The organism is Plantactinospora solaniradicis (genome assembly GCF_042658085.1).
Taxonomy (GTDB): domain Bacteria; phylum Actinomycetota; class Actinomycetes; order Mycobacteriales; family Micromonosporaceae; genus Plantactinospora; species Plantactinospora solaniradicis.
Genome location: NZ_JBHSPR010000007.1, coordinates 150734 through 172372, shown reverse-complemented (window position 1 = coordinate 172372; position 21639 = coordinate 150734). Strand labels below are relative to the sequence as shown.

Below are 21639 nucleotides of genomic sequence, written 5' to 3'. Positions count from 1 at the left end.
GCCGGCGGCACCTCAGCCCTCCGCGCCCCGGTAGTTGTAGAGCTGGTCGACGAACTTCCGGCGCAGCGGGGGCAGTCTGCTGGTCACGCTGAAGTAGCCCCGGGCGGCCAGCATGGCGAACCGGCCGATGATCGGCTTGTAGATCGGATCGTCCCCGTTGGTGCCGTTGGTACGCAGCGAGTCGGCGACCCGGGCGAAGCCGTACCGGATCATCTCGGTTTCGTAGTCCGCGACCGCCTCCACCAGCGGTCGTTCGTCGGCCACCGCCGCGACCAGGTGCCGGCAGAGCAGCGCCGCGTCCCGCAGCGCGGTGTTGGCCCCGACCCCCCGCCCGGGGGTCATGGTGTGGATTGCGTCGCCCAGCAGCGTGATGTTGCTGCTCTTCCACGGCTCGACCGGTACGGAGGTGGCGACCTTGATCGGTATGACGCTGCCCGGATCACTGTGCCGGAGCAGTTCGCGCAGCGTCGGGTGCCAGTTCCGGGTCAGGTCGAGCGCGACCTTGGCGAGCCGTTCACCCCGCAGTTCCATCACGTCCGGGGGGAACCGGTCGGCGGCGCTCCAGATGATCAGGTTGATGCAGTCCCGGGTGTTGTCGTAGAGCAGTCCGGGCCAACTGCCGATCAGACTCGCGTCGGTCACCCCGACACCGGGCTTGACCGAACCGCGCTGGTCCCACTTGAACTCCATCACGTGCAGGACGCCCATCAGGCCCCCGGCGCCGAAGATCAGCGAGATTCCGCCCCGGATCTCGTCGGAGAGCAGGCTCCGGGTGTACTCGGTGAGCGGAATCTTGCTGGCGATGTTGATGCTTCCGGCATCCTTGACCTCGGCGTGCGGCAGATACTGCCGACGTACCGCCGAGTGGGTGCCGTCGGCCGCGACCAGCAGGTCCCCGGTCGCAGAGGTGCCGTCGGCGAAGTGGGCGGTGACGGTGCCGTCGTCGTGCCGCTCGTAGTGGGTGAAGGTCTTGCCGAAGTGGACCACGTCGTCCATGTCGGTGAGCAGAACCTGGCGCAGGGTCATCCGGGAGACCGACTGGTCGATGCTCGTCGGGTCCGCCCCGGGCCGCAGCGCGAAGGACGCCGTCCGGTGCAGTTGCTCGGTCAGCACGTTGAAGTACCGGGGCGCTCGGGCGCAGGTCGCGAGGAAGGTGGTGAACAACTCCGGCGGCAGGCACTCCCGCAGGGCCCGGCAACCGGTCGGGTTGATCCCGACCCGGTAGCCGAGGAGGCCGTCGCTCCGGGTCCGGTACCGCTCGTAGACCGCGACGCTGATGCCGGCACGCCGGAGGCCGTGCGCCAGGCACATGCCGCCGGTGCCGGCCCCGATGACGATGACGTGTAACGGTCTGCCTTGCATCGGACCCTCTTCCGCTGTCAACTCGGGTTGCCGGTCGCCGATCCGGGACCGTCCCACTGGTAGAAACACCGGGCCATGGCGTCGCGGGGGGACTGCCAGTTCGGTGAGTACGGCGAGATGTACGTCGAGAGCCGTTCCGTGACGCTGGCGAAGAGCGGATGCCGGTTGGCCTGCTCCAGCCGGGCCGGCGAGAACGCCTCCGTCTCCATCAGGTGCAGGCAGAGGTCGCCGAGCTGGTAGAGCGAGCGGTGTCGTACCCCCGTGACGGTGTGCAGGTCCGTCTCGTCGGATTCGGCGAAGATCTTCGCGATCTCCTCCTCGGTTCCCGGAACGATCCGGCCCACGATCAGCACGCGATTCATGTCGTCTCCCCACTGGCTGGTACGGGTCGGCCCGGTCGGCCGAGAGGCGACCGGTCAGGTCCCGGCCGGCTCAGCCGGCGGTGCGACGGGACGTTCCGGGCCCGGTCACCATGCCGTTGTCGACGTCAAGGGGACGTCACCCGGTGCGCATGCAACCCTTGCCCCGGTTGACGCCCCGGTGACGCCGGTGGCGCCACGATGAGAGCCGCCGAGCGCACGGACGAACACTGCCGTCGTCGGACTGGACCGGTCCCGTCTGGACGGCCCGGTCCCGTCCGGCGGAGGGATCTGTCCTGTGCCGGAGGAATCAGCGCGGGCCGGGTATCGCCGGCAGGGCCGACCGTTCGGCGTACGGCCCGGGGCGCGACGGCTGGGGCTTCGGGCGTGGCGAATGCGTGATCGTCGGCCGGGGAATCGGGGCGAGAACATCACTGAGCAGGCCGCACATCGCCTCGGACGGCTCCAGTTGGAGTTCCCGCAGCAACAGGTCGCGGTAGACGTAGAAGGCCTGTAGAGCCTCGTAGGCGTTGCCCTCGGCGAGGTGGGTCTCGACGATCAGCCGGTGCGGTGTCTCCCGGAGCGGCTCCGCCCGTACCGCCTCGAGGGCCGCCTGTAGAGCCTCGCCGTGCTGCCCGGCCCGCAGGTGGCTACGGGCGATCTCCTCCAGCATGTGCAGCCGCAACTGGCGCAGCCGTTCGCGTTCGGGCAGGACCCATTCGTCGTACCAGCCGGGTAGCAGGTCGTGTCGGCCGGTGGTGAGGATCTTCGCGGCCCGGCGGGGGTCGGCACCGTCCCGGACCCGCTCGGCGGCCCGGACGAGATCATCGATGTCCAGCATGACCACCGGGTCGAGTCGGACGGTGTCGCCGGCCGTCAGCACCGGGCAACTGCCCTCTTGCCGCAGCCGCCACAGTGCCGTACGCAGGGACGACATCGCCCGTTCCTCTGCGGTGTCCGGCCACAGCAGACCAGCCAGGTGCGCCCGGGTCGCGCCCGGGCGCAGGCCGATCAGCGCGATGATCCGTTGCAGTCCACGCGGCACGACGATGGGTACGTTGTCGTGCAGCAGGTTGAACCCGTCCAGGAGCAGTAGCTGGATCGTCTGAGCGGGCGGTTGGGCCGGCGCCCGGCGTGCCCCGTCGTGCGGCTCGCTCTCCTTCGAGGTCACGGCCCACCCTCCTGCATCCGGAACCCGTGTCCCGAAGTCCGCTCTGCCTGGACGGTGGCCGTCCAGCACTCCGGTACGCCGATGGTGCTCTGGACGCCGCCTCCGTCAGCCGGCCGCTGACGCCGCAAAGCGTGACGAAGGTTATCAATCACCGTCACGCTGGGTCAATCGGCTGGTCGACAATCCGACGTACCCGTCCGGTCAGATCTGTACCTGCCCTGACCTGGGTATAAGGGGCTCCCTTGTGCCATCGGCGGGGCGCTCGGGACGCCTGCACGGAGGTCAGGATCGCGCATCTTGCCCGATCACCGTCACCAGAGCGTCACCAAACCAGGTTCGTCTGGTACGTGATCGGGTGACATTCCGTTGACACCGCCTGGGCAGGGTGGTCACCAGTCATTGGACGAGGTGACGGTCGGGGGAGTGGTCGGGGGGAGCAGACCCGTTCGCGGCCCGGAATCGAGTGTCACCGCACGCGGAGCGCGGGAATCGCCCAGGGAGGCCACCCCATGGATCGCTCGCTGATCGTCGCGAAGGTTGTTCCGGCCGCGGAGCAGCAGGTGGCACAGATCTTCGCCGAGTCGGACCGGACCGAACTACCCCGACTGGTGGGTGTGCGGCACCGCTCGCTCTACCGGCTGCATGATCTCTACGTCCACCTTGTCGAGACCGACAGCCCCGGCTCGGCCGCCGTCGAGGGCGTGCGCCGGCATCCGGAGTTCGTCCGGGTGAGCGAGCGCCTGGCGCCGCACATCTCGCCGTACCTGCCGAACTGGCGGGTGCCGGCGGACGCGATGGCGCGCTGCTTCTACCGCTGGGACGCGTCGGCCGACTCCGCCGAGGGCCGGCGATGACCGGGCGAACGGCGACCGGAGCCGCCATCCGCCGGAATGCCTTCGTCGATCTCGACCAGCAGCCCTGGACCCGCTGTCGGTCGTGCCGAACACTGGTGTACCGGAAACGCCTGCGGCGCAACCTGGACGTGTGCCCCGAGTGTGGCGACCACCGTCGGCTGGAGGCGCCGGAGCGGATCCGCCAACTCGTCGACCGGGGAACGTTCAGCCAACTGCCCGACGTGGCGGTGCAGGTCGACCCGATCGGATTCGTCGACTCGATGCCGTATCCGCAGCGGCTGGCCGCCGCGCGTGCCGAAACCGGACTGGCCGAGGCGGTGCTCTGCGGCACGGCGAGCATCGGCGGTCACCGGCTCGTGCTCGCCGTGATGGACTTCCGGTTCCTCGGCGGCAGCCTCGGATCGGCGACCGGTGAGCTGATCACCCGGGCCGCGGAATGCGCCCTGACCGGCCGGCTTCCGCTGATCCTGGTCACCGCGTCCGGCGGGGCGCGGATGCAGGAGGGCGTACTGGCGCTGATGCAGATGGCCACCATCAGCCAGGCGATTGCCGCACTGCGCGAGGCGGGGCTGCTCACGGTCAGCCTGGTCACCGATCCCACCTACGGCGGAGTGGCCGCCTCGTTCGCGACCTGCACCGACATCGTGCTGGCCGAGAGCGGGTCCCGGCTCGGCTTCGCCGGCCCCCGGGTGATCCGGCAGACCATCCGGCAGACGCTGCCGGAAGACTTCCAGACCACGGACTTCCTGCTCCGGCACGGCCACGTCGACATGGTGGTGGAGCGGAGCGTCCTGCGCCCCCGGCTGGGCTGGCTGCTCGGCGCCGCACAGCGCCGGACCGGCGGCGGTGTCTGTCGCCAGGCCGGTGGCGGCATCTCGGGCCCGATCGGCGGCGGTATCTCCGGCCCGATCGGCGGCGGCACCTCACGGCAGAGCGGAACGGACGGCGACCGGCCGGTCGACGGGGCGAGCGGTCGTGCCGCCGGGGCCGAACCCGAGCGGCTGGCCACAACCGGCGGCGAGGGCTTCGGACTGCGGCGCCGAATCGACGGCCTCGACCCGGGCGACGGAACCGATGCCTGGCGGATCGTCCGCTCGGCCCGGCATGCCGGGCGGCCGACCACGCTGGACTACCTGGCCACCGCCTTCGACGGCTTCGTCGAACTGCACGGCGACCGACTGGGCGTCGACTGCGCGGCGATAGTCGCGGGCCTGGCCCGGCTCGGCGACCGGTACGTGGCCGTGGTCGGACACCAGAAGGGCCACCATCCCCGGGAACTGCGGGCCCGCAACTTCGGCATGGCCAGTCCGGCCGGCTATCGCAAGGCCCTGCGGGTCATGCGGTTGGCCGCCGGACTGGGCCTCCCGGTGGTGACCCTGATCGACACGCCGGGTGCGTACCCGGGGGTCGAGGCCGAGCAGCAGGGCCAGGCCGGTGCCATCGCCGCGAGCATCCTGGCGATGACCGGTCTGCGTACTCCGGTGGTGGCGGTGATCATCGGCGAGGGCGGCAGCGGTGGCGCACTCGCGCTGGCCGTGGCCGACCGGGTACTGATGCTGCGCAACGCCGTCTACTCGGTGATCAGCCCCGAGGGGTGTGCCGCGATCCTCTGGCAGGACCGGGCCGCCGTGCCCCGGGCCGCCGACGCGCTCCGGCTCACCGCGCCGGATCTGCTCCGGCTCGGTGTCGCCGACGCGATCATCGCCGAGCCTGCGGACGGTGCACACCGTGACCCGGCCGGAGCGGCCGCGCTGCTTCGCCGAGCCCTGGTGGACAACCTGACACCGCTGCTCGACGTGCCCACCGAGGAACTGATCCGGCTGCGGCGCCAACGCTTCCGCCGGTACGGGGCAGCGGCCAGCGTCGTCCCTACCCGAACGGAGTCCCGATGACCAGGGCGTCGGTCGCCGGAGAGCCAAAGTTGGCGGTGCCGGTCGGTAGGGCACCGGATCTGGCCGGAAAGCCGGAGTCGGCGGTGCCGGTCGGTAAAGCGGATCTGGCCGGGAAGCCGGAGCCGGAGCTGGGCCCGGAGTCGGAGTCGGTGCCGGTCAATGGGACGGGGGATCTCGCCGCGCTGTGCCGGCAGGCGAGCCGGCTGGTGGCGGAGACCGCCGGGCCGCTGCGCCGGATCCGTCTGCGCAGCGGCGAGGCCGTGCTGGAGATCGAGTGGCACGGCGGTGAGGCCGCCGCGGGCCCCGGGACCGGCGGCACGGAGCTGGCCGGCAGCGCGCCCAACCCCGGCCCGTTCGCCGTACCGGCGGCCACCGGAGCGGCCATCGGCACCGACGGCCGCCGGACCGTGCTCGCGCCGATGGTCGGCACCTACTACCAGGCCGCCGAGCCCGGTGGCCCACCGTTCGTCGAGGTCGGCGACAAGGTGGAGCCCGGTCAGGTGGTCTGCATCGTCGAGGCGATGAAGCTGATGAACGAGGTGGTCGCCGACCAGGTCGGCAGGGTCGTCGAGGTACTCGTGCACGACGGCGAACCGGTCGAGTTCGGACAACCGCTGATCGCTCTGGTACCCGCATGAGCGCAAGGACGGTGCGGCCATGTTCGAGAAGATCCTGATCGCCAATCGTGGCGAGATAGCGCTCCGGGTGGCCCGGGCCTGCCGCGAACTGGGCGTACGCTCCGTCGCGGTGTACTCGGTCGCGGACCGCGATTCCGCCGTCGTACGCCTTGCCGACGAGGCGGTCTGCATCGGGCCGCCGGACGCTCGGCAGAGCTACCTGAACGCCGCCGCCATCATCGAGGCGGCCCGGAAGACCGGAGCCGAGGCCGTGCATCCGGGCTACGGCTTCCTGTCCGAGGACGCCGACTTCGCCGAGATCTGCGCCGACAACGGACTGGTCTTCATCGGACCCCGGCCCGAGGTGATGGTGGCGCTGGGCGACAAGTCGAAGGCGCGGGCGTTGATGAGCGACGCCGGTCTTCCGCTTCCGCCGGGCAGCATGGAAACCCTCGGCACGGTCGCCCAGGCCAGGGCGGTGGCCGAGGAGATCGGCTACCCGGTGATCATCAAGTGCGCCGCCGGTGGCGGCGGTCGGGGCATGACGGTCGTGCTCTCCGCCGAAGACCTCGCCTCGGCGTACGACCGGACCAGGATCGTCGGGCAGGCCGCGTTCGGCGACGACCGGGTCTACGTCGAGCGCTATCTCAGCCCGGCCCGGCACGTCGAGGTGCAGGTGCTCTGCGACGGGTACGGCAACGGGGTGCACCTCGGGACCCGGGACTGTTCGGTGCAGCGGCGGCATCAGAAGTTGATCGAGGAGGGTCCGGCGCCGGCATTGTCCGGCGTAACCCTCGACGCGATCGCCGAGACCGCCCTGCGTGGCGCGCTCCGGGCCGGTTACACCGGGGTCGGGACCTTCGAGTTCCTGGTCGACGAGGCGGAGCGCTTCCAGTTCATCGAGATCAACTGTCGGATCCAGGTGGAGCACCCGGTGACGGAGATGATCACCGGCGTCGACCTGGTGCACGAGCAGTTGCACATCGCCGGGGGCGTACCGCTGCGGCTGCGCCAGGAGGACGTACGACTCCAGGGTGTCGCGATCGAGTGCCGGGTCAACACCGAGGACCCGGACCGCAACTTCATGCCCACTCCTGGCCGGCTGACCAGGTTCATCCCGCCGAACGGGCCGGGCACCCGGACCGACACACACGGCTATCCGGGCTATCTGGTCGGCCCGTACTACGACTCGCTGCTCGCCAAGGTCGTGGTCTGGGCGCCGGACCGGGACCTGGCGCTCGGCCGGATGGAACGCGCGCTGCACGAGTTCGAGGTCGACGGTCCCGGCGTACACACCACCATCCCGTTCATCCGACGGGTCCTCGACGACGCGGGATTCCGCAAGGGGCGGTACTCGACCGGACTGGTCGACCGGCTGCTCGGCGTCCCCGATTCGCCGAAGGACTCCGTCCCGGCCAGTTCGGCGCATCTTTCGAGGAGGACCAGATGACCGTGAGACACGAGGACCCGGCGTTGGCCGAGCCGTCCCGGCCCGGAGAGGAACCGGTCCGGAGCGTGGCGGAGCCCGCCGCGCCGCCGCAGGCGACCGTGGCGGAGATCATCGCGATCCTGGTCCGACACTGCGGCCTGGACGCCGACGCTGCGGCCGCGGCGCCGACGACCTCGTTGGAGGACCTCGGCATGGACTCGTTGGCGCTGCTCGAGCTACAGGCGGTGGTCGCGGACCGCTACCGGGTACAGCTTCCCGAGGAGGCCGGGCAGCTCAGCATCGCGGAGATCTCCGATCTCGTCGTGCGGCAGTCCACTCCGGAAACCGGGGCGGCTGGTCCGCAGGACGGTCGGTCCGCCGGTGACAAGGGTCGGCCCGGCCACACCGAGAACAGTGTGGTGATCGCGGCCCCGCCGCACCTGGTCTGGGACCGGACCAACGACGTCGGGAACTGGACCGGCCTGTTCACCGAGTACCAGTCGGTGCAGATTCTCGAGCAGCACGGCGACACCGTCCGGTTCCGGTTGACCATGTACCCGGATGAGAACGGCGTGACCTGGAGCTGGGTCAGTGAGCGCACCGCCGATCCGGCCCGGCGGGAGGTGCACGCGCACCGGGTGGAGACCGGGCCCTTCGAGTACATGCGGATCCACTGGCGGTACGACGAGGTGCCGGGCGGTACCCGGATGACCTGGACCCAGGACTTCGAGATGCGCCCGACCGCCCCGGTGACCACCGCCCAGATGACGGAGCGGATCAACGCCAACAGTCGGGTGCAACTGGACATCATCCGGGACAAGATCGAGCGGATCGCCGCCGAACTCGCGGCGACCACCCCGCCGGAGCAGGCGGTCGGCACGTCCGCCGGACCGCCGGCTCCCGGAGCTGTCGGTACGGCGGCCGCGACGGTCGGGGTCGGCGATGAGTGAGCACGATCGCCGGCTGATGGCCGCCCGCGACGTCGCGCCGGACCGCCGCCGAGGCGGCGAGATCCGGGTACTGCTCGGCCCGCGCACCGTCGGCAGCACCTCCGGCTTCCTGGGCGTGGCGAACCTCGCCCCGGGCGAGCGCATCGCCGAGCACTACCACCCCTACAGCGAGGAGTTCCTGTACGTCGCCCGTGGCGAACTGATCGTCGACCTCGACGACGAGCCGGTGCCGGTACGTACCGGAGAGGCTCTCTACGTACCGGTCAATGTCCGGCACCGGCTGCGCAACGTGGCGGACGAGCCCGCCGAGGTGGTCTTCCAACTCGGCCCGCTCGCGCCTCGGCCGGAACTCGGGCACGTCGACACCGAGTCGGCGGCGGAGGCCGCAGAGGGGGCGGAGGCGGCGAACTTCGGCGGCCGGCGGGAGGCCGGGGCTCTCGGCGGCCGGACCGAGGCCGCGCCGTGACCGGGCGGCGGGCCGTGGTGACCGGAATCGGAGTGGTCGCTCCGGGTGGAGTCACCCGGGAGAGCTTCTGGGACACCATCACCGCCGGCCGGACGGCCACCCGGCGGATCAGTTTCTTCGACCCGTCACCGTTCCGCTCCCAGATCGCCGCCGAGTGCGACTTCGACCCGGTCCGGGCCGGCCTCAGTGAAACGGAACAACAGCGGTCCGACCGGTACGTCCAGTTTGCCCTGGCCGCCTCGATCGAGGCGCTCTCGGACAGCGGTCTGGAGCTGTCCGACCCGACGCGCGAGCGCACCGGGGTGGTGCTCGGCTCGGCGGTCGGCGGCACCACGGCGCTGGAACGGGAGTACGTGGCGGTCAGCGACTCCGGTACGGACTGGCTGGTCGACCCGGACCGGGCCGGACCGTTCCTGTACCAGGCCCTGATGCCGAGCAGCCTCGCCGCCGACGTCGCCTGCCGGCACGGGCTGCACGGCCCGGCCCAGGTGATCTCGACCGGCTGCACGTCCGGGATCGACGCGATCGGCTACGGCCAGCAGTTGATCGAGGACGGCGAGGCCGACGTGATGCTCGCCGGCGCCTCGGACAGTCCGATCTCACCGGTCACGGTCGCCTCGTTCGACGCGATCAAGGCGACCACCCCGGACAACGACGACCCGGCGCACGCCTCCCGGCCGTTCGACCGGGACCGGCACGGGTTCGTGCTCGCCGAGGGCGCCGCCGTGCTCGTCCTGGAGGAGGCGGAACATGCGCGGCGGCGCGGCGCCCGGGTCTACTGCGAGGCCGCCGGGTACGCCAACCGGAGCAACGGCTACCACATGACCGGTCTTCGTCCGGACGGCGTCGAGATGGCCCTGGCGATCGACGACGCGATGGCGCAGGCCCGGTGCGATCCGGAGGACGTCTCGTACATCAGCGCGCACGGCTCGGGCACCCGGCAGAACGACCGGCACGAGACGGCGGCATTCAAGCGGGCGTTGGGCGATGCGGCGTACCAGGTCCCGATCAGTTCGATCAAGTCGATGGTCGGGCACTCGCTCGGCGCGATCGGCGCGATCGAGATGGCGGCCTGCGCGCTGGCCATCGAATTCGGTGTGGTGCCGCCGACGGCGAACTGGGTCAACCGGGACGCGGAATGCGACCTGGACTACATCCCGAACGTGGCCCGGGAGGTCCCGGTGCGGGTGGCGCTGTCGGTGGGCAGCGGATTCGGCGGCTTCCAGTCGGCGATGGTCTTCACCCGGTTCGGCGGGTCGCGGCGGTGACCGCCCGGGCCGTGATCACCGGGATCGGCGTCGTCGCGCCGAGTGGAATCGGTGCCGACGCGCACTGGAAGTGCGTCCTCGCCGGACAGAACCGGATCGGTCGGATCACGCTGTTCGATCCGGACCGCTACCCCGGACAGTTGGCGGGGGAGGTGGCCGACTTCGACGCGCTGCACCACGCCGACAACCGACAGGTGGTGCAGACGGACCGGTGGACGCACCTCGGGTTCGCCGCCACCCGGCTCGCCCTCGCCGACGCCGGCCTGCCGGAGGTGGCCGACGATCCGTACGGCTACGCGGTGACCCTGGCCAGTTCCTCCGGAGGAAACCTGTTCGGTCAGCGTGAACTCCAGCGGCTCTGGCGCGGCCCGGCCCGGACGGTCGGTGCGTACCAGTCGATCGCCTGGTTCTACGCGGCGAGCGTCGGCCAGCTCTCCATTCGGCACCAGTTCAAGGGCCCCTGCGGGGTGCTCGCCGCGGAGACCGCCGGTGGGCTGGACAGCCTGGCACACGCCGCCCGGATGATCCGCCGGGGTACTCCGGTGGTGCTTGCGGGCGGCACCGAGTGTCCACTGAGCCCATACGCGCTGACCTGTCAGCTCCGCAGCGGGCTGCTGAGCGCCTGTCCCGAACCGGATCGGGCGTACCGGCCGTTCGACGTGGCGGCCAGCGGGTACGTCCCCGGCGAGGGCGGTGCGATCTTCGTGGTCGAGGATCTGGACCACGCCCTGGCCCGGGGCGCCGACACCATCTACGCCGAGGTGGCCGGTTGGGGCGCCAGCCACGACGCCCGACACACCGCCCCGCACGATGGCGGTGCCGATGTCGACGGGACCCAGTACGCGCGGGCGATCCGGCTCGCCCTGACCCGGGCCGACATCGACCCGGCCGAGGTGGACGTCGTCTTCCCGGACGCGCTCGGTGTGCCACCGTACGACCGGAGCGAGGCGATCGCGCTGCGTACGGTGTTCGGGCAGCGGCCGCCACCGGTGACCACGCAGAAGCCGCTGACGGGCCGGGCCCACCAGGGCGGGGCGGCACTGGACGTCGCCACCGCGCTGTTGGCGATGCGGCACGGAACACTGCCGCCGACCGCCGGCCCGGACCGCCCGGCGCCCGGCTGCGAGCTGGACTTCGTCCGGGAGTCCGGACCACGGCGGGTGGACGTCGCACTGGTCTGCGCCCGCGGATTCGATGGATTCAACAGTGCCGTGGCGCTGCGGCACGGCCCGGTGGAGGTGTCCAGATGGCGGAGAGCATGACCGAGACGGCCAAGGCCCGGGTGGTGTTCCTGATCCGGGTGCCGCGCGAACGCGCCGAGGCGTTTCTCCAGGCGTACGAGCGGATTCGATACCAGGTCGCCGAGGGGGTGGACGGACACCTGGTCGATCAGGTGTGTGCCTCGCCGACCGATCCGGAACAGTGGCTGATCACCAGCGAGTGGGAGTCGCTCGGACATTTCGAGGCATGGGAGCGCAGCCCCGAGCACCGCGAGCTGGTCGGGCCGATGCGCGCCTGCATGACGGAGGCGAAGTCGATCCGGTTCGTGGTCCGGGAGCAGACCTCGGCCCGCCGCCGCTGACGTCCGGGGTCAGTACCCTGGTGCGGTGGCCCCCGATCTTGTCCTGCTGTCACGGGTGTCCTTCCGTGGCCGGGAGATCGCGGGTCCACGACTGCAGGGTCTCGTCGCCCTGCTCGCCGCTGACCTGCGTACGGGCTGCGGCGTCGGGCGGCTGGTCGAGGGGCTCTGGCCGGACGCGCAGCCGGAGAACCCGCCGAAGGCCCTGCAGATCCTCGTCTCCCGGGCCCGGTCCCAGCTCGGCGCCGACGTCATCGCCCGGACCCCGACCGGCTACCGGCTGACGCTGACCGAGGACCAGATCGACAGCTCGGCGGTGCTGATCCGGGCCGCGGCGGCGGCCCGATGCTCGGGTGCCGGTGACCATGCCGCCGCGCTCTCGCACGCCGACGCCGGCCTGGCCCTGTGGGGTGGCGCCGGGCCCGGTCCGGCCGACGACGCCGACGGCCCGGTCACCGCGCTGCGGGCGGAGCGGCGGGCCGCCTACCGCACGCTGGTGCGGGCCCGCGCGCTCGCCCTCGCCCGTCTCGACCGGCCGGCTGAGGCGGTGGACCGGCTGGCCGAGCTGGCCGCCGAGCGACCGCGCGACGAGGAGGTGCTGGTCGAGCTGCTGCGGTGCGAGGCGGCGACGGTCGGCCCGGCCACGGCGCTGGCCCGCTACGACGCCTACCGGCGGGCGCTGCGCGACGAGCTCGGCGCCGATCCCGGCGTGGCGCTGCGGGCCGAGCACCGGCGGCTGCTCCAGGGCGTGGTGCCCACGGTCCGGCACGGCGTCGCGCACGAGCCCAACCCGCTGCTCGGCCGGGACGACGACGTCGCCGCGGTGGAGGCGCTGCTGCGCACCTCCCGGGTGACCTCGATCGTCGGGCCGGGGGGCCTCGGCAAGACCCGGCTCGCCAACGTCGTCGCCCGCCGCGCCGAGATGCCGACGGTCACCGTCGTCCCGCTCGCCGGCATCGTGGCCGCCGACGACGTGGCCCGCGAGGTGGCGACAGCCCTCGGGGTGGGCGAGCACCGGGCGCCGGGCGCGGTCGGGCACTCCCCGGGCGCCGGTGACGCCGCCGCCATCGCGGCCAGGCTCGGGGCCGGCCCGTCCCTGCTGGTGCTGGACAACTGTGAGCACGTCGTCGCCGCTGTCGCCGACCTGGTCCGCACCTGCGTGTCGATGACCGCCGAGCTGCGGATCCTCACCACCAGCCGGACGCCACTGGGCCTGTCGTCGGAGTCGGTCTACCAGCTACCGGAGCTGAGCCTGGCGACGAGCGTCGAGCTGTTCGGGCAGCGGGCGCGGGCGGCGCGGCCGGGAGTCGACCTGCCCACGGCGGCCGTGGCGGAGCTGTGCCGCCAACTCGACGGGCTGCCGCTCGCGGTCGAGCTGGCCGCCGCGCGGGTGCGGATCATGTCGGTGGCGGAGCTCGCCCGGCGGCTCGACGACCGGTTCAGCCTGTTGCGCGGCGGTGCCCGGGACGCGCCGCGGCGCCACCACACGCTGCACGCGGTCGTCGACTGGAGCTGGAACCTGCTGGATCCGGCCGGCAGGGCGGCGATGCGCGCGCTGTCGGTGTTCACCGACGGGTTCACCATCGACGCCGCGCGCCTGCTGATCGAGGCGCTGCCCGCGACCACCCGCGAGGTGGACGTGCTCATCGTGCTCGAGCACCTGGTCGACCACTCGCTGATCAAGGTGTTCGACACCCCGTCGGGCACCCGGCTGCGGATGCTCGAGACGGTCCGGGAGTTCAGCGCCGCGCGTCTCGCGGCGGCGGGTGAGACCGACGACGTGACGGCCGCCTTCTTGGGCTGGGCGCGGGCCTTCGGCATGGCCAACCACGCGAACCTGTTCGGCGCCGACCCCTACGAGACGGCCAGCGCGGTCCAGGCGGAGCAGGAGAACCTGCTCCAGGCGCTCCGGCTGGCCCTCGGCCGCGACGACCGACCCACCGTCGCGGCGATCGCCGCAGTCCTTGGTGGCCTGTGGAGCCTTCGGTCCGACCACCCACGGCTTACGACGCTGGTCCGGCAGACCTCCTGGCCGCTGTCGCACTACCGGCCGGAGCCGGCCTTCGCCGAGGTGACCCGGACCGCCCTGACCACGGCCGTCGCGTACACCTTCGGCACCGAGGGGCCGCGGCCGGTACGGGCGGTCGTCGCGCTGCGCCGGCTCGGCCTGGCGCAGCCGGACACGGTGAGCAGGGCGATCGGCTGGGTGATCGGCGCGCTGGGTGACCCGGTGGAGCTGCAACGGCTGTGCGACAGCACCGAGCCACTGCTTGCCGGCGCCGCCAACACGCTCGCCAGCTACCGCTGGGAGGCCGCCGGCGACGTCGACGCGGCGCTGAGGACGGCCCGGCGGGCGCTCGACCTCTTCACCGACCGGGACCTGCCGTGGCTGCGCTCGGTCGGCCACGGCCGGGTCGCCGAGCTCTGCCTGCGGCTGGAGCGGGGCGCGGAGGCCCGCGACCACCTGGTCGCGGCGCTGCCGGTGCTCCAGCGACTCGGCGCCCGGACCGACGCGGTCGGTGTCCGGGCGTGGCTCGTGCTGGCCAGCCTGCAGATCGGCGACACCGTCGAGGCCGAGCGGTGGCTGGACGGACTCACCCAGATCACGCTCGACGAGGAGGAGGCCAGGTCGGTCGGCTACGACCTCGGCCTCCGGGGCGAGGTGCTGTTCGCCCACGGCGAGGTGGAGGCGGGCCTGCGACTGTGGCGCCGCGTCGTCGACCAGGTCCGCGACGCCGGCGCCATCGCCTCCACCGGCGCCCCGCTCGACCTGGACCCGTGGGTGGTGGAGGCACGGTCCGTGGCCGTCGTCGCGCACGCCCGGCACGGCCGGCTCGACCTCGTCGCCGACGTCGCCGACGCGCTACCCGGGCGCCTGACGCACCTGTTGATCCATCCGCTGGTCAATCCGCCGCCGTACCTGAGCGAGCAGGCGATCTGCGGCACCCTGCTGCTCGCTGTGGCCATGGTGGACCTCGCGTGCGCCCGAGGGAGCGGTGATCCGGCCCTGGCGCGGTCGGCGGCCCGGATGATCGCGCTGGCCGAGCGGTTCCGGTTCCTGCGCAACTTCCAGCCGACGATGTCGGCGGCGTCGGCCCGCGCGGACGCGGAGCGGGCCGACCGGGCGGCGTACGACGAGGCGGTGTCGTCCTACGCGGACCTGGACCGGGCCGGGATCCGTGCGGCGGCGCTGGACCTGCTGCGCGAACGCCCGACCGATGCGGAGACGACGGCGGACCGGCGCCCACCCGATCAGCCAGGCCCGGTCGCGTGAAGCTGGGCCGACGACGAAGGCCAGGCCCGGCACAGCGCCGGGCCTGGGCCGTGAGGACTGATCAGCGGGTGCGGTCCCGGTTGTAGAGCCACTTCGCCCACCCGTACCCGACCATTGCGACAACGGCGCACCAGCCGAGCGCGACAACGCCGCTCTTGCCGATCGGCGTGCCGAGGAGCAGGCCGCGCAGCGTCTCCATGATCGGGGTGAACGGCTGGTACTCGGCGAACCACCGCAGCCCGACCGGCAACGAGTCGGTGGGCACGAACCCGCTACCGAACAAGGGCAACAGCAGCAGGGGCATGGGCAGGTTGCTCGCCGCCGCGACGGTCTTCGTCACCAGGCCCATCGCGACGGCCAGCCACACGAGGGCGAACGTCGTCGCGGTGAGAACCCCGGCGGCCGCCAGCCACTCGATCGCGGTCGCGTCGGGCCGGAAGCCGACGAGCACGGCCACGCCGAGGACGGCGGCGAGTTGGAACAGGGTTTGCAGCAGGCTGCCCAGCACGTGGCCGGTCAGCACCGACACCCGCGCGATCGCCATGGTCCGGAACCGCGCGATGATGCCCTCGGTCATGTCCAACGCCACCGAGATCGCGGTGCCCTGGACGGCACTGGCGATGGTGATGAGCAGGATGCCGGGCGTGACGTAGTTGACGTAGGCGCCGCGACCGCCCGACCCGCCGCCGAGGCCGTCGCCGAGGGTGTTGCCGAGCACGTAGACGAACATCAGCAGGAGGATGATCGGCACGGCGAGCAGCATCAGCATCATGGGCAGGGCGCGCGACATGTGCCGTAGCTGGCGCCGCAGCATAGTGGTCGAGTCGCGGACGGCGAGGGCCATCGTGGTCATCGTGCGGTCACCTTCTTGGAGCCGGAGGAGGAAGCAGAGTCGGAAACGGTCGCCGGGGCAGTGGCCGTCGAGGCGGGCTGGCCGGTCACGGCGAAGAACACGTCGTCGAGGTCGGGGGTGTGGACGGTCAGCCCGTCCACCTCGATCGCGGCGACGTCGAGGCGGTCGAGCAGGGCCTTTAGCGAGCGGACGCCGCCGTCGCCGGGTACCCGCAGGACCAGCGACCCGTCGGCCGGGTCCGGCGCGACGTCCAGGATCGCGGCGGCCGCGCCCAGAGTGCGGTCGTCGGCGAACCGCAGCTCGACGTGCCCGCCCGGCACCCGCCGCTTGAGCTCGGCCGGGGTGCCCTCGGCGACGAGCCGGCCGTGGTCGAGCAGGGCGATCCGGTCGGCGAGCTGGTCCGCCTCCTCCAGGTACTGCGTGGTGAGGAAGACCGTGACGCCCCGGCTGACCAGGTCCCGGACGATCTGCCACATGTCGCGCCGGCTGCGCGGGTCCAGCCTGGCGGTCGGTTCGTCGAGGAAGATCACTCGGGGGTTGCCGATGAGGCCCATGGCGAGGTCGAGCCGGCGTCGCATGCCGCCCGAGTACGTCGCGCTGCCCTTCCTCGCCGCCTTCCCGAGATCGAAGCACTCGAGCAGATCCGCCGTCCGTCGCCGACCCTCGGCCCGGTCCAGGTGGTGCAGGTCGGCCATGAGCAGCAGGTTCTCCTCGCCGGTGAGGAAGTTGTCCACCGCGGAGAACTGGCCGGTGACACCGATCGCCGCCCGTACCCGGTCAGGATCCTGGACCACGTCGTGGCCGCAGATGCGGACCTCGCCCGCGTCGGCCCGGATCAGGGTCGACATGATCTGGACCATGGTGGTCTTGCCGGCTCCGTTGGGGCCGAGCAACGAGAAGATGGTGCCCTCGGGCACGTGCAGGTCGATGCCGTCGAGCACCACCTGACTGCCGTACCACCTGCGCAGGCCGGTCACCGTGATCGCCGGCCCGGTCGGGATGTTCGTCATGGGTACGACGGTGCCGCCGGGCCGGATCGCGGCGGTTTCACCGTGGTTTCAGCGCCGGACCCGGGGTTTCGGATTGATGAATATGTATGTAAATTGAATCCATTCATCTGGCGGCGCCCGTCTCCACCGGGGCGCCAGGCGCGAGGGAGAACCTCATGTCCGCCCCGTCGTCCCGCCGGACCGCGCTGGCCGCATCCGTCGTGCTCGGCCTCCTCGCCGGGATCCTCGTCCTGCCGGACCGGGCGGTGGCCGCGGCACCGGTGGTCACCCGGCTCGGCGACACCCAGCTCGACGCCACGGCGCTCTACTTCGTCTCCTACGACGGACTGGTGAACAACAACTCGTTCGCCGACGGCATCGTCAGCCACGCCGGATACCAGTACGCGGCCTGGTACACCTCGACCCGGAACGCCGTCCTCGCCCGTCGTCAACTGCCCTCCGGAGCCTGGCAGACCCTCCGGCTGTCGCACCAGTTGACGACGAACGACTCGCACAACTCCATCTCCCTGGGCATCTCCCCGGGCGACGGCCGGCTGCACATCGCGATGGACACCCACGACACCGACATCCACTACGTCAAGTCCGAGGCCGGGCTGGTCTCCGCGCCGGGCTCCCGCAGTTGGGAGGCCAGCCGGTTCGGCGCGGTGCAGCGCAGCCTCGACGGCATCGGGCTGGGCGCCATGACGTACCCGCAGTTCCGCCTCGCCCCCGGCAACCGGCTGCAGCTCAGCTACCGCACCGGCCGATCCGGCAACGGCACCAACGAACTGGCCGAGTACGACGGCTCCACCTGGCGCCGGCTCGGCCGCTGGCAGTCGGCGTCCGGGTCGTACTCCGCCAACGGCGCCACCAGCACCACCCGGAACATGTACCTGCACGGGCTCAGCTACGGACCCGGTGGCCGGCTGCACGCCGCGTTCACCTGGCGGGAGGGCAACTCGGCGGTCACCTGCAACAGCGGCGGCCTCACCAACCACGACACCGGGTACGTCTACAGCGACGACCAGGGGCGGACCTGGCGCAACAACGCCGGGACCGTCGTCGGCACCACCGGCGCGACCAGCCTGGTGTCGATCTCCAGTCCGGGGCTCGTGGTCGACCCGTTGCCGCCGAACTACGGGCTGATCAACCAGGAGAGCCAGGACGTCGACTCGGCCGGCAACCCGCACGTCATCATCAGCTACGTGCCCGGCCGGTTCACGTCGTGCGTCACCTCGTACGCGTCCGCGCGCCGGGCCAACGGCCGGGCCTTCCACCTGCTCCGCAATTCTTCGGGAGTCTGGCGCAAGGTCGAGATCCCGGTCGCGTTGAACGCCACGGGCCGATCCCAACTCGTGCTCGACGCCGCCGACAACGCCTACGTCGTGCTGCCGTACGGCCGGATCGTCACCGCCAGCAAGGCCAGTGGCTACACCGACTGGACCGTACGCTTCGACGGCGCCGGCCTGAACGCCTTCGGCGAGATCGTGGTGGACCGGACCCGGGTGGAGAGCGACGGAATCCTGTCGATCATGTACCAGCGGGCGTCCGGCGGCAGCACCCCGTCCCCGATCCGGGTCGCCGACTTCCGGCTCGGCTGACCGTGGGCTCGACGGTGTGTGTTCGGAGCGCGTCCAGCGGTGTCCGGGCGTAGGTTGGAGCCTGGGCGCCCCGGGATGGCGTGGCGACCCACGTCGGTTCGAGTGGCCCGCAGACTGAGGGGGAGCCGTGTTCAGCGACACCAAGGCGTTCAGTGGCTTCGCGGTGGACGACGTGGCGAAGGCCAAGGAGTTCTACGGTGGGACGCTCGGGCTGCGGGTGTCCGAGGCGTACGGGATGTTGCACCTGCACATCGCCGGAAGCCGGGACATCCTCGTCTACCCGAAGCCGAACCACACCCCGGCGACGTACACGATTCTCAACTTCCCGGTCGACGACATCGACCGGGTCGTCGACGAGCTGACCGCGCGCGGGGTCCGGTTCGAGCGGTACGACGGAATCGGGGCGGACGAGAAGGGCATTTCCCGAGGACAGGGCCCGGACATCGCCTGGTTCACCGACCCGGCCGGCAACGTGCTCGCCGTACTCCAGGAGAAGTGACCGGGTCCGTCGTCGGACCGCCTCAGAGTTCCCTGAGCTGGTACTCCCGGTCCGGGTTCACCACCTCGAAGAGCAGGTCGAACCCGTCGGCCCGACGTGGTCGCCGGGTCAGCTGGCTGTACTCCGGTTGCAGGTCGAGGAGCCCTGGCATGCCGACCTTCGGCGGCCGGGCCCAGTAGCCGACCACCCGCGCGCCACGGTCCGCCGCGACGAGCATGACAGCGCGTCGAGCGCTGTGCGAAGGGGCGTCGACGACCGCGTCTCGACCGGTCGCGAGGATCCGTTCGACCTGCTCGGCGAGTTGCCGGTCACGGTGTCGTTTCACGTCCGGATCGGGGCTGGCGCGTACCGCCCCGGCGGGGAGTTCGTGTTCCAGGAAGGCATCTCCCAGCGACAGTGCCATGAGGACGACGACGGTCTGCATCCCTCCTGTGTAACCACCGCCGGCAACGGTGACCAGACATCTGGTCCGCCTCGGACGCCTGTGACGGCATGAGCCCGTTGACGCGGCCGAGCCCGCCTCGGGACCGGGCAACCCCGGGGCGGGCGTTCGGCTGACGATGCCGAGGTTTCACGGATCCGGTGGTATCCACCCGAGGAAGCGGGTTGTCAGGGCGGCCGGATCGCTCCCGGGCTGGTCGGCGATGGCGACCATCAGTCGCCCGGTCAGGCACTCGCGCAGGCCGACCGGATCATCGCGGTAAATGGTCAACAGTGCCAGGCGTGCGGGCTGGCACGGCCACGGGCCGCCGCAGGCGCGACAGAGGAACAGCGGGCGGGTGTGCGTATGGGCTCGGAATCTGGCGAACGGACGGAGCGTCATGACGCGGCCTGTTCCGTTGCCGGGTTCCGCGCCATGCCGCCCAGTTCCGTCGGCCGCGACCGTACGGCGCCGACCCGGGGCACGATGCGGTCAGCCCTGGACACGCTCGACACGCCGCATCCGGTCGGCTGGCGCGGCCGTCTTCCCGTTCCGGCCCGAGGCGTACCCGGAGGCACGCCGGTTGGTCGGCCGGACGCGCCCCGGCGGCATCGGGACGTCCGACGGCATCGGCACCGGCTGGCCCAGCGAGCCCCGCGCCGGTGGCAACACCGTGGGTTCGTAGGGCATCGGTACCCGCTCTACCGAATCCGGGCAGCGCCAGCGGTACCCGCATCGGCAGTACCGCCACAGATAGCGCCAGTAGCGCCGATGGCGCGGCTTGTTCTGACGTGGTCGTCGCATGTCGTCTCCTGTCGCCGAAATGGAAACGGGGACGACGTCGTGATCAATTCGATTAACCGGCGTCGTCCCCGCCGACAGCACCCGCCCGTCCATTCACGTGCCTTTTCTCTGTCGGATTCCGAGCGGGTGCGCTTGCCTTCCACCCTGGACGAACAGGCCCTAGGCTCGGTAGCGACAACGACACATCAGGGGAGTCCGGGGACCACCAGGGATCGTGCTGTCCGATCTGAGGAACTGGGGGAATCGTGGGAATGTCGCCTTTGGAATTTCTGCTGCGCGAAATGAAGCGACGTCGAGTGGCTGCCGGCCTGACGCAGACGGTCCTCGGTGATCGGATCCATTTCTCCGACACGCATGTGAGCGCGGTGGAGACCGGTACCAAGCCCATCAAGGCGGAGTACCTCCGGGCGGTCGACGACGAACTCGGCGCGGGCGGGTTGCTCGTCGAGATGTGGGAGGAGTTGGTCAGGGACGGAACGGCGCCGGTATGGTTCCGCGACTGGCTGGAGATCGAGCGGCGCGCGATCGCGCTCCGCACCTTCGAAACGGCGTACGTGCCGGGACTCATGCAGACCGAGGCGTACGCGCGGGCGACGCTGGCCGGAGAGCGGCTCACGCCGGACGAGGTGGACCAGCTTGTCACGGCCCGGCTTGAGCGACAGTCCATCATCACCAAGGAACGCCCGCCGCTGATAACCGCCGTTCTCGATCAGGCGGTGATCGCCAGGGGTGCGGCGGACGCCGCGTCGATGATGTCCGAGCAGCTCGCGCGCATTCTGACCTGCGCGCAACTGCCCAACGTCCAGCTACAGGTGGTGCCGACCGGTATCGGGATGTACCCGGGATATGGCGGGCCGTTCACCCTGGCGGACCTGCCCGACAATCGGCGCGTCGGCCACTCGGACAACCAGCTCGCCGCGCGAATCGTCGACGGGGCCGACGAGATTGCTACCCTCGCCGGTAGGTGGGAGCGGATCAAAGGCCATGCGCTCCCGGTGGACCAATCGTTCGAACTGATCAAGAAGGTAGCGACCTCATGGAGCTGACCGGCGCCACCTGGCGCAAGAGCACGCGGAGCGGCAACAACGGCGGCAACTGCGTGGAGGTCGCCGACAACCTGCCCGGCGTGGTCGGCGTACGGGACAGCAAGGATCGGCAGGGGCCGGCCCTCGTCTTCGGCCCGGACGCCTGGCGTGCGTTCGTGCGGGACCTGTCGGCCCGCTGACCGGGTCCGGTATCCCGCAAGGGGAC

The 21639-nt window shown here is 71.3% G+C and carries 21 protein-coding genes; 14 read left to right on the top strand and 7 right to left on the bottom strand.

Annotation, left to right across the window (positions count from 1 at the left end):
* Positions 1–12 precede the first annotated feature (12 nt).
* From ACFP2T_RS06895 to ACFP2T_RS06885, 3 genes are all read right to left on the bottom strand, one after another.
* The gene (locus ACFP2T_RS06895) at positions 13–1362 is read right to left on the bottom strand and encodes an FAD-dependent oxidoreductase (RefSeq protein ID WP_377418688.1); all 1350 of its coding nucleotides are present in this window, start codon (positions 1360–1362) and stop codon (positions 13–15) included.
* A gap of 17 nt (positions 1363–1379) precedes the next feature.
* Positions 1380–1724 carry a TcmI family type II polyketide cyclase gene (locus ACFP2T_RS06890; RefSeq protein ID WP_377418685.1) on the bottom strand — a complete coding sequence of 115 codons (345 nt, stop codon included), beginning with the start codon at positions 1722–1724 and terminating at the stop codon, positions 1380–1382.
* Between the two features lie 307 nt (positions 1725–2031).
* Entirely contained in the window at positions 2032–2892 is an 861-nt protein-coding gene (locus ACFP2T_RS06885; protein WP_377418682.1) for an AfsR/SARP family transcriptional regulator, read from the bottom strand.
* 509 nt (positions 2893–3401) lie between these two features.
* On the opposite strand from ACFP2T_RS06885, the gene ACFP2T_RS06880 reads away from it, so the two are divergent.
* From ACFP2T_RS06880 to ACFP2T_RS06835, 10 genes are read left to right on the top strand one after another with little or no spacing between them, the layout of a single operon-like run.
* Positions 3402–3746, top strand: a complete 345-nt coding sequence (locus ACFP2T_RS06880) for a TcmI family type II polyketide cyclase (RefSeq protein ID WP_377418679.1) — start codon at positions 3402–3404, stop codon at positions 3744–3746.
* On the top strand, positions 3743–5638 hold the full coding sequence (locus ACFP2T_RS06875; RefSeq protein ID WP_377418676.1) for an acetyl-CoA carboxylase carboxyltransferase subunit alpha: 1896 nt from the start codon (positions 3743–3745) through the stop codon (positions 5636–5638). Before ACFP2T_RS06880 ends, ACFP2T_RS06875 begins: the two co-directional genes overlap by 4 nt.
* Positions 5635–6276 carry an acetyl-CoA carboxylase biotin carboxyl carrier protein gene (accB, locus tag ACFP2T_RS06870; protein ID WP_377418673.1) on the top strand — a complete coding sequence of 214 codons (642 nt, stop codon included), beginning with the start codon at positions 5635–5637 and terminating at the stop codon, positions 6274–6276. The genes ACFP2T_RS06875 and accB overlap by 4 nt, the downstream gene beginning before the upstream one ends.
* Positions 6277–6295: 19 nt before the next feature.
* A complete protein-coding gene (locus ACFP2T_RS06865; protein ID WP_377418670.1) occupies positions 6296–7705 on the top strand; it encodes an acetyl-CoA carboxylase biotin carboxylase subunit in 1410 nt (469 codons plus the stop codon).
* Positions 7702–8634 carry an SRPBCC family protein gene (locus tag ACFP2T_RS06860; protein WP_377418667.1) on the top strand — a complete coding sequence of 311 codons (933 nt, stop codon included), beginning with the start codon at positions 7702–7704 and terminating at the stop codon, positions 8632–8634. Before ACFP2T_RS06865 ends, ACFP2T_RS06860 begins: the two co-directional genes overlap by 4 nt.
* Entirely contained in the window at positions 8627–9100 is a 474-nt protein-coding gene (locus ACFP2T_RS06855) for a cupin domain-containing protein (RefSeq protein ID WP_377418664.1), read from the top strand. The genes ACFP2T_RS06860 and ACFP2T_RS06855 overlap by 8 nt, the downstream gene beginning before the upstream one ends.
* A complete protein-coding gene (locus tag ACFP2T_RS06850; protein ID WP_377418661.1) occupies positions 9097–10368 on the top strand; it encodes a beta-ketoacyl-[acyl-carrier-protein] synthase family protein in 1272 nt (423 codons plus the stop codon). Before ACFP2T_RS06855 ends, ACFP2T_RS06850 begins: the two co-directional genes overlap by 4 nt.
* Entirely contained in the window at positions 10365–11630 is a 1266-nt protein-coding gene (locus tag ACFP2T_RS06845) for a beta-ketoacyl synthase N-terminal-like domain-containing protein (protein WP_377418658.1), read from the top strand. The genes ACFP2T_RS06850 and ACFP2T_RS06845 overlap by 4 nt, the downstream gene beginning before the upstream one ends.
* Positions 11615–11950, top strand: coding sequence for an antibiotic biosynthesis monooxygenase family protein (locus ACFP2T_RS06840; RefSeq protein ID WP_377418655.1), 336 nt, complete (start codon positions 11615–11617; stop codon positions 11948–11950). Before ACFP2T_RS06845 ends, ACFP2T_RS06840 begins: the two co-directional genes overlap by 16 nt.
* Positions 11951–11975: 25 nt before the next feature.
* Positions 11976–15221 carry an ATP-binding protein gene (locus ACFP2T_RS06835; RefSeq protein ID WP_377418653.1) on the top strand — a complete coding sequence of 1082 codons (3246 nt, stop codon included), beginning with the start codon at positions 11976–11978 and terminating at the stop codon, positions 15219–15221.
* Positions 15222–15282: 61 nt separating this feature from the next.
* On the opposite strand, the gene ACFP2T_RS06830 is transcribed toward ACFP2T_RS06835, so the two are convergent.
* Together ACFP2T_RS06830 and ACFP2T_RS06825 are read right to left on the bottom strand one after the other, a co-directional pair.
* Positions 15283–16074: an ABC transporter permease gene (locus ACFP2T_RS06830; RefSeq protein ID WP_377418650.1), complete on the bottom strand. Its 792-nt coding sequence runs from the start codon at positions 16072–16074 to the stop codon at positions 15283–15285.
* On the bottom strand, positions 16071–17084 hold the full coding sequence (locus ACFP2T_RS06825) for an ATP-binding cassette domain-containing protein (RefSeq protein WP_377418647.1): 1014 nt from the start codon (positions 17082–17084) through the stop codon (positions 16071–16073). The genes ACFP2T_RS06830 and ACFP2T_RS06825 overlap by 4 nt, the downstream gene beginning before the upstream one ends.
* Positions 17085–17239: 155 nt before the next feature.
* Between ACFP2T_RS06825 and ACFP2T_RS06820 the strand changes: the two genes are divergently transcribed.
* Positions 17240–18664, top strand: coding sequence for a BNR repeat-containing protein (locus ACFP2T_RS06820; protein ID WP_377418644.1), 1425 nt, complete (start codon positions 17240–17242; stop codon positions 18662–18664).
* Between the two features lie 127 nt (positions 18665–18791).
* A complete protein-coding gene (locus ACFP2T_RS06815; protein WP_377418641.1) occupies positions 18792–19163 on the top strand; it encodes a VOC family protein in 372 nt (123 codons plus the stop codon).
* A gap of 22 nt (positions 19164–19185) precedes the next feature.
* Here ACFP2T_RS06815 and ACFP2T_RS06810 read toward each other — a convergent pair whose 3' ends face one another.
* Together ACFP2T_RS06810 and ACFP2T_RS06805 are read right to left on the bottom strand one after the other, a co-directional pair.
* Positions 19186–19587 carry a hypothetical protein gene (locus ACFP2T_RS06810; protein ID WP_377418638.1) on the bottom strand — a complete coding sequence of 134 codons (402 nt, stop codon included), beginning with the start codon at positions 19585–19587 and terminating at the stop codon, positions 19186–19188.
* Between the two features lie 489 nt (positions 19588–20076).
* On the bottom strand, positions 20077–20388 hold the full coding sequence (locus ACFP2T_RS06805) for a hypothetical protein (RefSeq protein WP_377418636.1): 312 nt from the start codon (positions 20386–20388) through the stop codon (positions 20077–20079).
* Positions 20389–20669: 281 nt separating this feature from the next.
* Here ACFP2T_RS06805 and ACFP2T_RS06800 point away from each other — a divergent pair, with 281 nt between their 5' ends.
* Together ACFP2T_RS06800 and ACFP2T_RS06795 are read left to right on the top strand one after the other, a co-directional pair.
* On the top strand, positions 20670–21434 hold the full coding sequence (locus ACFP2T_RS06800) for a helix-turn-helix domain-containing protein (RefSeq protein ID WP_377418634.1): 765 nt from the start codon (positions 20670–20672) through the stop codon (positions 21432–21434).
* Positions 21425–21613, top strand: a complete 189-nt coding sequence (locus ACFP2T_RS06795) for a DUF397 domain-containing protein (protein WP_377418631.1) — start codon at positions 21425–21427, stop codon at positions 21611–21613. The genes ACFP2T_RS06800 and ACFP2T_RS06795 overlap by 10 nt, the downstream gene beginning before the upstream one ends.
* Positions 21614–21639 lie beyond the last annotated feature (26 nt).